Genomic DNA, 10,639 nt, shown 5'->3' with positions numbered 1-10,639 from the left:
TTTTGGGACCAAAGTCATTCGCTGTCCAAACGATTTTATCCAACTTGGTTTTATTCTTATCGATAATCGAATTGGCGGCTTCTACTATGTTCTTGGTCGAACGATAATTTTGCTCCAAACGGTAGGTTTTTACATTGTCATAATCCTTTTGGAAGTTGAGAATGTTATTGATATTCGCACCGCGGAACGCATAAATACTCTGCGCATCATCGCCTACGACACAAATATTCTGAAATCTATCCGACAAAGCACGAACGATTAAGTACTGCGAATGATTGGTATCTTGGTACTCATCGACTAAAATGTAACGGAATCTATCTTGGTATTTCGCCAACACATCCGGAAAGCGATTTAATAACTCATTCGTTTTCAATAACAAATCATCAAAATCCATAGCGCCGCTTTTGAAACAACGCTCGACATAATTTTGATAAATCTCACCCATTCTTGGCTTTTTGCTCATCGCATCGGCTTCCATCAATTCGGGATTATTGAAATAGGCTTTTACAGTGATTAGCGAATTTTTATACGAAGAAATTCTGCTGTAAACCTGTTTGGGCTTGTAAATATCCTTGTCCAACTGCATTTCCTTGATAATAGCCGAAATCAATCGCACGCTATCTTGTGTATCATAAATCGTGAAATTCGATGGATAACCCAACTTCTCTGCTTCTATTCTTAAAATCTTAGCAAATACGGAGTGGAAAGTTCCCATCCAGAGGTTCTTGGCTTCATTGGTTCCCACGATATCCGAAATACGCTTTTTCATTTCGCGTGCGGCTTTGTTGGTAAACGTTAAGGCCAAAATATTAAACGCATCCACGCCTAAACTCATCAGATACGAAATACGAACAGTCAATACTCGCGTTTTTCCCGAACCGGCGCCGGCAATGATAATCATAGGGCCATCCTTTTGGAAAACGGGTGCTTGTTGGGCTTCGTTGAGTTGGGAAATGTATTGTTGCATTTTCTGAAAAGTGGCTAAGTTGCTGAGTCGCTGAGTCGCTGAGTTTTAAATTCGTTTTGGACAAATTTAGCATTACTAAACTTGAATTGCAATACAGATTAAAGGGTATTTCTTTATATTTGTCAACAATTTTTAGTCGATTATACCATGAGCACCGATAAATATCTTGAGTTAGCTTTTTACACCTTACCGGCTTTGATTACGGGCGGTGTGGCTTATTATTTGTTTGACAGTTATTTCAAAGACCAACAGCATACTCGTCGTTGGTTGGCGCAGAAAGAAAATCAAAAACAGGCTTTACCGCTGCGATTGCAGGCTTATGAGCGAATGGCTTTGTTTTTAGAACGCATTAATCCAGCGAAATTGTTGATTAGAGTGGCGCCTTTGAATGATGACAAAGTAGCTTATCAAAATTTGTTGATTCATCATATCGAACAAGAATACGAGCACAATTTGACCCAACAAATTTATATTACTGATGAATGTTGGACTATGGTATTGACCGCTAAAAATACCATTATTCAAAACATCAGAAAAACGACTGCAGATACAACAGTTGTTGATGCCGATAAATTAAGAGAAAAAATACTGAGCAATTTATTGCAAGATGAAGTCGCCACGAATGTAGCACTTGAATTTTTGAAAAGTGAAGTCAGTCAAGTTTTAGGATAAAAAAAAGCCTTCTAATGTAGAAGGCTTTTTTTATGATTATTGTTTCTATTAATTATCTCTAATAACGTGAGCCACACCGGTTAAAGTATGTAATCCGTTACCATCCGTAAAAGTACCGCTGAAAGTCATATCGATATATTGTCCAATAGCTCCAACCTGATTTAAATTAAACTGAATAGTATTGGTAGTGGTTGATGCTATATAACCTACTCCATTGCCTTCCATAGAAAATTGGGCTGTAGTGTATACTCCCGGAACATTGGTATTACCCCAAATATATAAACCTCCTGTTGGTGAGGAAGCATTTAAGCTTAAAGCATACTGATTAATTGTTCCAGGTGTTGTTGTACCGCCATTTACTTGCTGAATTAAAAACACCGGAGCGCCACCATCAACTTGGTAAGAAATAAATTCATCCACTGCTGTACAAGCTTGAAGATTTCCAATATTAGTAATTGGTGCAGTAAAATTATAAGCTATTGAATCAGTCGTTTGCAGGTTTTCCAAATCATATCCTTTCAAATTAAATTGTGTATTACTTGGACAGTAAATTTCATTAAAGCTAAACGCTCCATTCGTAACGGGAGAAACCGAATAACCTCCAGCCCTGTTAAGGATTACATAACCATTAGTTACATTGGTGTTATCGCATTTCACTAGATTCCCAACAACATTTGAACTCATAGTCGTTGGAGAATTATTGATGACAATATTAGGCAAAGTAGTATTGGTTGTAAATGGTCCGATAGAGGTGGTGTAAATAACATTACTACTATTACAACTGTAATAATCCGGATAAACATTCAATACCAAAGTTTGATTCGACGGAATCAATCCTGAAACTTGACCGTTAATATCGGTATAACCCATAACCGGCCAAGTATTCCCATTAGCAATTAATCCGACACCAACATTCGAAATCCCATTACCATTTGCATCCACTACAGTAAGTGTTAAAGTAACTGTTGGGAATTGAGCATCACAATTCCACCAAGAAAAATGCGACACTTCTCCAACGTATTTGTTGCCTACTTTAGTGGCTACACCATCTTCTTTCCAATAGCCTTTTTCTTCATCAAAATGCCAAAGTGGAATGGAACTTGGTGCGGTTGCCAATTGGCTATCGTCTATACGCAATGTGATTTCAGCAGTATGACCTTCTTTTATATTTAATTTTTGTCCAGCACTGCCTCTGAGTTCAACATTCAACATCCCAAAAGTTTCTAAAATGGCTTGCTCATTAGTTTCGGTTTGAGCATATAACATACCCGGCATTAATTTGCTGATGTTTTCATCGGTTGGTGTCAAATGAAACATAGCTACCTGAACACTTCCCGAATAATCATTTCCATTGACATCTACAAAAGCACCGTCAAAAACTACTTTAGTTCCTGAAGGTAAAACTACTTCACTAGCCATTCCCGATTGAACGGTTTGGACTGGTGTATTGGGCAACAACATAATTTTTACATTGTTTTTCCCTGTCGTTGGCACCATAGAACGTGAACCGTCAATATAGCCGGCTTTTGTTGCCGTGATATAAGCGAATCGCTGGTACACATTAGCTCCATTAATGATAAAAATACCATTAACATCAGTTTGCGCTGTTGAAGTGCCTATTTTAATAGTTACACCTTGTAGAGGATTATTGTCGATATCAACCACTTGACCTATAAAATCACGATTGGCAGCACTTCCGAAATTTTGAGTAAAAGCATCATCATTCGGACCTGAATTGGAATTGTCATCATTAGATTCGCAACTTGAAAAAGTAGCAACTAACAGCAGTAAGCACAAAAAGGAATGGATTTTTTTCATAATGTTAGGTTTTGTTTAACTAAAGATAGTAAAAACCTAAATTGGTTGCGTCAGAAAAATAATAAACAAAAAAAAATCCTGATTTTCACCAGGATTCTTGATCTTATTTAAATTTTGAAACACCGTCTTTGAGCCAAGCCAAATACTCATCGATGTTGGGTGTATAACTAATCGGTTCGTTTAGTTTTTGTTTATTCAAATCGGTTAAAACGTAGTACGGCTGGGTATTGGTTTTATATCGCGTAATGATAAAATCGGTCCATTTGTTGCCTATAGTTACCACTTCTTTACCCGTTTCTTTGGAAATGTATTGTTGGTCTTTAGGCAAATCGCGTTTGTCATCTACATACAAAGAAATCAAAACTACTTCGTTTTTAAGTACGCTTAAAACTCTTTCATCTGACCAAACATTGATTTCCATTTTACGACAGTTCACACAAGCAAATCCGGTGAAATCGAGCATAATAGGTTTGTTTACTTCTTTGGCGTAAGCAAAACCTTTTTCATAATCGGTAAAAGTAATGATACCGTGTTCGCCTACTTTGGCACCATCGGGTAAATCACCTTTTGAAACTTCAGCCGAAGAACCAAAGAAACCAGTTGGACTTTCACTATACGTTTGTGGTGGTGGGAAAGCAGAAATTAGTTTTAACGGCGCTCCGAATAGGCCTGGAATCATATATACTGTAAAAGCTAAAACCAAAAGTGCCAAAGACAATCTTCCAACCGAAATATGGGTTAACGGACTATCATGTGGCGTGCTGATTTTGCCCAATAAATACAATGCCCAGGTTCCGAAAATGGCTATCCAAATCGCTAAGAAAATTTCTCTTTCAAGTAAATGCAATTGTAAAACCAAATCAGCATTAGATAAAAATTTAAACGCTAAAGCCAATTCCAAAAAGCCCAGCGATACTTTAACCGTATTCAACCAACCGCCTGATTTTGGTAACGAATGCATCCAACTCGGGAACATTGCAAACAACATAAACGGTAAAGCTAAAGCCGAGGAAAATCCAAGCATACCAACAATTGGTGCAATTCCGCCTTTAGAAGCTGATTCAACTAACAACGTTCCGACAATTGGTCCGGTACAAGAGAACGAAACGATGGCCAAGGCCAAAGCCATGAACAAGATGCCAATAATTCCGCCTCTATCGGCTTGTCTGTCGACTTTATTCGCCCAAGAATTCGGCAACATAATTTCGAAAGCGCCCAAAAAGGATACCGCAAAAATCACCAATAAAATAAAGAAAAACACATTAAACCAAACATTCGTCGATAGAGAATTCAACGCTTCCGCACCGAAAATACCCGTTACCAAAGAACCTAATATCAAATAAATGGCGATAATGGAAATTCCATACAAAATGGCGTTGCGCTTGCCTTGTCCGGGATTTTTACTTTGTTTGGTAAAAAAACTTACCGTCATTGGAATCATTGGGAAAACACAAGGCGTTAACAAAGCGGCAAATCCGCCAAGAAAGGCCAAAAAGAAAATCGTTAGCAAACCTCTGTCTTCTTCTTTTTTAGGCTCCGAAACTTCTTTAACAGCCGCAGGCTTTACTTCTTCTTGCGCGGTTTGAGTTGTGTCAGTTTGCGTAGTATCTACATTGGTGACAACAACCGGATTAACTGCAGCAATCTTTGGCAGCGAAAAAGTAAAAGCATTGTCCTGATTGATACAAACTTCTTTACAAACTTGGTAATCAATCGTGGCTTTTATAGTCGTCAGATTCGGATTTAAGATTCTAACTTTTTGGGTAAACGTTACTTTCTTTTCAAAGTAATATTCGTCAACTTCAAAAACATCGTTGTATTGTTTCTTATACGGACTTTCTTTGACTTTGCCTACTAACTCATAGTTTCCTTTGGCGTCTTTGAATTTGAACTCGGCCGCTAATGGTCCGTTTTCAGGAGTGAATTGGGAATATACGTGCCAGTTGTCTTCGATTTTGCCTTCCATCACCAAATTGAATTCGGTGTCGCTGATTTTCTCCACTTTACTGCTCCATTTTACCGGATTTACCATTTGGGCATTGACATTGGCGAAAGCCAAAAAACTCAAAAGAAAAAATAGTGCTTTCTTCATTAGTTGGTGTAGTTTATTTTTAAAATTTTAGTTGTGTTTGCTGTTACTTTAAACCGTTCATCTTGTCTTTTCCCTACTATCCAAACGATTTTATCATCGGAACAGAGTAACCAAATATTGGCTTTATCCAGCAAAGAGAACTTTTCATCTTTGAAATACTTGCTCAATTTCTTTGTTCCGGTCATGCCAAAAGGTTGAAAAATATCACCTTCTTGCCAACGGCGAAGCGTTAACGGAAATTGCAGCTTGTCTTCATCGACAAAGATAACATTAGTTGGTTGAACCGAAATGTCACTTACGTTACAAATGGAAAGTTTTAAGGGAATTTTAACTTCGGATTGTTCTTTTTGTATCCAAAACACCTCATCGCTTTTGGTATTTTGCTTTGGGAATAACAACAAAGAATCCCTATTTTTCAAGAGAATATGGGTAACCGACAAGACTTGCTTACCCGATTGTGCCTCGATTAAATCATAAACCGATGTCCAATCGGCAAAGCCAAAAGGTTGCAACCATTCGAACAAATAGGCTTTGTAATTTCGGTATTTTAACAACTTTGGCAAGTCGATAACCGTATGGTTTTCTTCTTCACTGACTACTTTTTGGTACAAATTATTAGCCGCATCTTGTGCCAATGATTGGGTTTGTTTCAAATGCGTAATCGTATTTTCAAAAGACGACAACAAACTCGGATTCAATTCTTTTAGAATCGGAATCACATCGTGGCGCAATTTGTTACGCAAATATTTATGCGAGGCATTGCTGCTGTCTTCACGCCAAGTGATTTGATTTTCTTGGGCGAAAGCTTCAATGTCATTTCTCGAAAAGGCCAATAAGGGTCGAACAATTTTAACATTTTGCTCGGGAATTCCCGTCAAACCCTCAATTCCTGAACCACGTGTGAAATTGATTAAAAAGGTTTCCAAACTGTCATCGAGATGATGCGCCGTTAAGATGTAATCAAAATTATGGTTGGCCAAAAGCGTATAAAACCACTCATATCTAAGGTTTCTCGCGACCACTTGAATGGAAAGTTTATTTTGTTCGGCAAAAGCTTTTGTGTCGAATCTTTGAATAAATATTGGAACTTGTAATTTTTCTATTTGATTTTTGACGAAGGTTTCATCTTCATGGCTTTCTTCGCCACGCAATTGGAAATTACAATGGGCAACAGCAAAATCTAGTTTTAGTTGGTAACATAAGTTTACCAAAACCATGCTGTCAATACCGCCACTGGTTGCAAGCAACAATTTCTTTCCCTTTAGAAAAGGAAAGTTTGTATCGATATGATTTTGGAATTGCTGAAACATGTTCAAAAATAGTCAATTTAACTCAAAACCTCGAACATAGCTTTAGCTTTCAACAAACACTCTTCATACTCCAATTCAGGAACTGCTTGCGAAGTAATCGCGCTACCAACGGAAAAAGATAAATATTCGCTTTCAACATTGTATAAAATACTTCTGATAACGACATTGAAATCGAAATCATTATTTGGGGTAAAATAACCTACTGCGCCGCTGTACAAACCGCGCTTGGTTTCTTCGAGTTCTTCGATGATTTTCATGGCCGAAATCTTTGGCGCGCCGGTCATGCTTCCCATTGGGAAAGTGGTTCGGAGGATTTCTATAGGCGAAGTTGAATGGTCAACGGTTGAAACCACAGTCGAAATCATTTGATGCAATTGCTCAAAAGAATAAATGCCGCAAAGCTCTTCCACCTCAACAGAACCTTTGGTGGCGGTGTGTGCTAAATCATTTCGGACTAAATCGACAATCATAATATTTTCCGAACGTTCTTTTGGGTTTTGGGCCAAATTGGTTTTGGCATTTTCGTCTAAAACTTCATCAATATAACGCTTGGCCGTACCTTTTATCGGTTGGGAAATGACTTTGTTCCCATCTTTTCTCAAATAACGTTCCGGCGAAGCGCAAAGCAAATATTGGTGGTTGTTTTTAAAATAAGCGGCAAATGGCGGATGCGAGATGTTGTTTAGCTTTTGATAAATGTCTAACGAATCAATCTTAGCGTTTTCGGCATAAAACTCCATGCAAAAATTGGCTTCGTAAATATCACCGCGGTGAATGTGGGAAAGCATTTCGGTGACTTTGGCAAGGTAGTTTTCCTTTGAAATGCGTTGGTTTATTTTAGGTTGTAGGTTATAGGTTGTAGGTTGTAGGTAAGTCACGATTTCAGCGAAATCAGATTCTATTTCATCATCGCACATTCGCAAGTAATGAATTTCTAATTCATCTCCTTTGAACAAAAATAATTTCTTGGGTTGGAAAAAAAATAAATCCGGAAAATCTAAACCGTCAAAATTCTTGGACTGCAAAGCTTCCGTATCATTTTTTAAGTCATAAGCCAAATAACCGAACAGCCAATCTTTGGTTTGTTGTTGGTACTGTTTTAAATCTTCAAAAGCGTTGTGATGGTCTGTCTTTATTGAAGTAAAAGCATCAACAGCTAAGACACAATCATAGCTCGAATACTTTTGCTGATAGTCATTGGAATCCAAAAAAACCACTTCTCGAAACTGTTGTGACCAAGCCAACAATTGGCTCTTAAAAGTATCGGTCTGTTCAATTTTTTGGGTAATAATAGTTCTCAAGGAAGCTGTTTTTAATGGCATTCAAAATTACGATAAAAATAATTCTTGGAACGAACGAACAAAGGCGAAATTTTGGCACGTTTTTTAGTAGGACTAAAAATAACATTTAACCAGTAATTCATTTAAAGCTATTGATAGAAAACTACTCCGACCTGTTCAAAAAATAATACGTATTGGAATTGTAACTATTAATAACTATTTAAAATGAATGAAACATGAAACACTTATCAAGACTGGGTTTGGCATTACTACTATTAGGAATTGCCTTTGCTTGCAAACAAGCGGAAGCGGAAGATAATGCCGCTACAGAAATGAATGTTGCCGCAGACACAACTGCTGTAAGCACTTCTTCTAACGCTGCGGTAGAAAAAAAAGAATCTAATCGAAAGTTTGTACGAACAGCCGATTTAAAATTCAAAGTCAAAAACGTCGCCAAATCGACTTATGCCATTGAAAACATCGTTAGTAAACACGGTGGATTTGTAACCTTTACCGATTTAAAAAGCACTGTAAACGAACACGATGAAACTCAAGTAAGTCAGGACAGCATTTTGGAAACGACCAAATATACCGTTGACAACACCATTACCCTTCGCGTTCCGAATACGCAATTGGATACCGTATTGACCTCCTTAGCGAAAGAAGTAGATTTCCTTGACAGTCGTTTGATTAAAGCGGATGATGTGGCTTTGCAATTGTTATCGAATAAACTGGCGCAAAAACGGTTGACCAAAAGTCAACAACGCTTGGAAAAAGGCATTGATAACAAAGGCAAAAAGATAAACGACATAACCAATGCCGAAGACAAAGTACTCGACCGCGAAACCGAAAGCGATGAAACGATAATCAAAAATCTGTCCTTAGAAGATCAAGTGAACTTTAGCACCGTGACTTTGTATTTGTACCAGAGAGAAACCGTGAAAAAGGAGTTGGTTTACAATGAAAAAAACAGCAATGCGTATCGACCTAATATTGGGCTTCAAATTTGGGACAGTATAAAAACCGGTTGGTTTATGTTGGAAGGCATTCTTGCTTTTGTAACGCAACTTTGGGCGTTGATTTTAATTGGCGTTTTGGGCTACTTGGGATACAAGCGATTCCTTAAAAAATAACCCTTAGTCTATTGACTCTTAAATAAATACCATTAGTTTCGGCTTTTGGTATTTTTTTGTTTAACTTTGATAGACCAACCGAAAACTTCAACAATCATGAAAATCGCCACCATTGTTATTCGAATTCTTATTGGATTATTTTTACTGTTTGCCTCAATCAGTTTCTTTTTGAAATTAGCGCCTGAACCTGTTACAACAGGAGATTTTAAAGCATTTAACACCGGTTTGATTGCCTCCACTTATTTAATTCCGTTAGCCAAAGCTGTTGAATTGTTATGTGGCATTTCGTATGTAATTGGAAGATATGTTACCTTGGCTAATATTGTTATTTTACCGGTAACGTTAAACATTTTACTTATCAATTATTTCTTGTCACCGGAAACTTTACCGATAGCAATATTCCTCTTTTTAGGCAATCTGTTTTTGATTTGGCGTTATTGGAACAATTATAAATCAGTCTTCACCCCATAAAAAAACGTCCCGATAATCGGGACGTTTTTGTTATCATTTAATGGCTAACTAATTTTGACTTAAATAAGCAGCAGTACTTAAACGGTCAGCAGTCATAGCGTCTTCTCCTTTTTGCCAATTGGCAGGACAAACTTCACCAACAGTTTGCACATGCGCATAAGCATCAATTAATCTCAAATACTCGTTTACATTTCTGCCTAATGGCATATCGTTTACACTTTCGTGGAAAATTTTACCAGTTTCGTCAATCAAGTAAGTCGCTCTGAAAGTTACGTTTGAACCTTCTAAGATTTCGTCATTTAACTCGGCATCATAAACCCATTCCGCATCTAAAATATCTAAAGCAGCTGATAAATTTCTGGTAGTATCTGCAATTAAGGGATAAGTTACCCCTTCAATTCCACCGTTGTTTTTTGGTGTATTCAACCAAGCAAAGTGCACTTCGTTGGTATCACAAGAAGCACCAACTACGATAGTGTTTCTGTTTTCAAACTCGCCTAAAGCGTTTTGGAAAGCGTGTAATTCTGTTGGACATACGAAAGTAAAATCTTTTGGGTACCAAAATAAAAGAACTTTCTTGTTGTTTTTTGTGGCTTCTTCAAGCACGTTAATTCTCAAATTGTCTCCCTTGTGAGAGATAGCATCTACAGTAATATTGGGGAATTTTTTACCTACTAATGACATAATGTGTATGGTTTAAATGTTTTTTTTTCGTGGTGCAAAAGTACTCTCTTAATCTCTTTAAACAAAGTACCTTTAATTATATTTTCCAATTGGGTCAGTGTCTTTGAATTTGACCAAAATTCAGGGCAAACTTATTTAAAAATTAAGATTAAAAACATGATTTTTGTTATCTTATCATATATTTGTTTTTTACTTAACATAACCAACTCAAA

Annotated in this window: 9 protein-coding genes; 3 read left to right on the top strand and 6 right to left on the bottom strand. The window is 37.2% G+C overall.

The genetic code is table 11. The features are described from left to right. Positions 1–967: ATP-dependent helicase (locus ACK4HO_RS05735; protein ID WP_409663822.1), on the bottom strand; the 967-nt coding region annotated here is incomplete at its 3' end. Positions 968–1,114: 147 nt separating this feature from the next. Between ACK4HO_RS05735 and ACK4HO_RS05730 the strand changes: the two genes are divergently transcribed. Continuing rightward, positions 1,115–1,639 carry a hypothetical protein gene (locus tag ACK4HO_RS05730; RefSeq protein ID WP_409663819.1) on the top strand — a complete coding sequence of 175 codons (525 nt, stop codon included), beginning with the start codon at positions 1,115–1,117 and terminating at the stop codon, positions 1,637–1,639. Positions 1,640–1,687: 48 nt separating this feature from the next. On the opposite strand, the gene ACK4HO_RS05725 is transcribed toward ACK4HO_RS05730, so the two are convergent. From ACK4HO_RS05725 to ACK4HO_RS05710, 4 genes are all read right to left on the bottom strand, one after another. Then, a complete protein-coding gene (locus tag ACK4HO_RS05725; protein ID WP_409663817.1) occupies positions 1,688–3,457 on the bottom strand; it encodes an Ig-like domain-containing protein in 1,770 nt (589 codons plus the stop codon). Positions 3,458–3,560: 103 nt separating this feature from the next. Next, the gene (locus ACK4HO_RS05720) at positions 3,561–5,549 is read right to left on the bottom strand and encodes a cytochrome c biogenesis protein CcdA (protein WP_409663814.1); all 1,989 of its coding nucleotides are present in this window, start codon (positions 5,547–5,549) and stop codon (positions 3,561–3,563) included. Then, entirely contained in the window at positions 5,549–6,859 is a 1,311-nt protein-coding gene (gene tilS, locus ACK4HO_RS05715) for a tRNA lysidine(34) synthetase TilS (protein ID WP_409663825.1), read from the bottom strand. Before tilS ends, ACK4HO_RS05720 begins: the two co-directional genes overlap by 1 nt. A 17-nt stretch (positions 6,860–6,876) precedes the next feature. Next, on the bottom strand, positions 6,877–8,160 hold the full coding sequence (locus ACK4HO_RS05710) for an anthranilate synthase component I family protein (protein ID WP_409663811.1): 1,284 nt from the start codon (positions 8,158–8,160) through the stop codon (positions 6,877–6,879). Positions 8,161–8,375: 215 nt separating this feature from the next. Between ACK4HO_RS05710 and ACK4HO_RS05705 the strand changes: the two genes are divergently transcribed. After that, positions 8,376–9,272 carry a DUF4349 domain-containing protein gene (locus tag ACK4HO_RS05705; RefSeq protein WP_409663808.1) on the top strand — a complete coding sequence of 299 codons (897 nt, stop codon included), beginning with the start codon at positions 8,376–8,378 and terminating at the stop codon, positions 9,270–9,272. Positions 9,273–9,368: 96 nt separating this feature from the next. Then, positions 9,369–9,743 (top strand): DoxX family protein, encoded by a 375-nt coding sequence (locus ACK4HO_RS05700; protein WP_409663805.1) that lies wholly within the window; start codon positions 9,369–9,371, stop codon positions 9,741–9,743. A 48-nt stretch (positions 9,744–9,791) separates the two neighbouring features. Here ACK4HO_RS05700 and ACK4HO_RS05695 read toward each other — a convergent pair whose 3' ends face one another. Next, the gene (locus tag ACK4HO_RS05695) at positions 9,792–10,427 is read right to left on the bottom strand and encodes a peroxiredoxin (protein ID WP_409663803.1); all 636 of its coding nucleotides are present in this window, start codon (positions 10,425–10,427) and stop codon (positions 9,792–9,794) included. Positions 10,428–10,639: the final 212 nt, after the last annotated feature.

The organism is Flavobacterium sp., assembly GCF_046296355.1.
GTDB lineage: Bacteria > Bacteroidota > Bacteroidia > Flavobacteriales > Flavobacteriaceae > Flavobacterium.
Note: the sequence above shows the minus strand (reverse complement) of the source record. Positions and strands in the feature narration are given on the sequence as shown.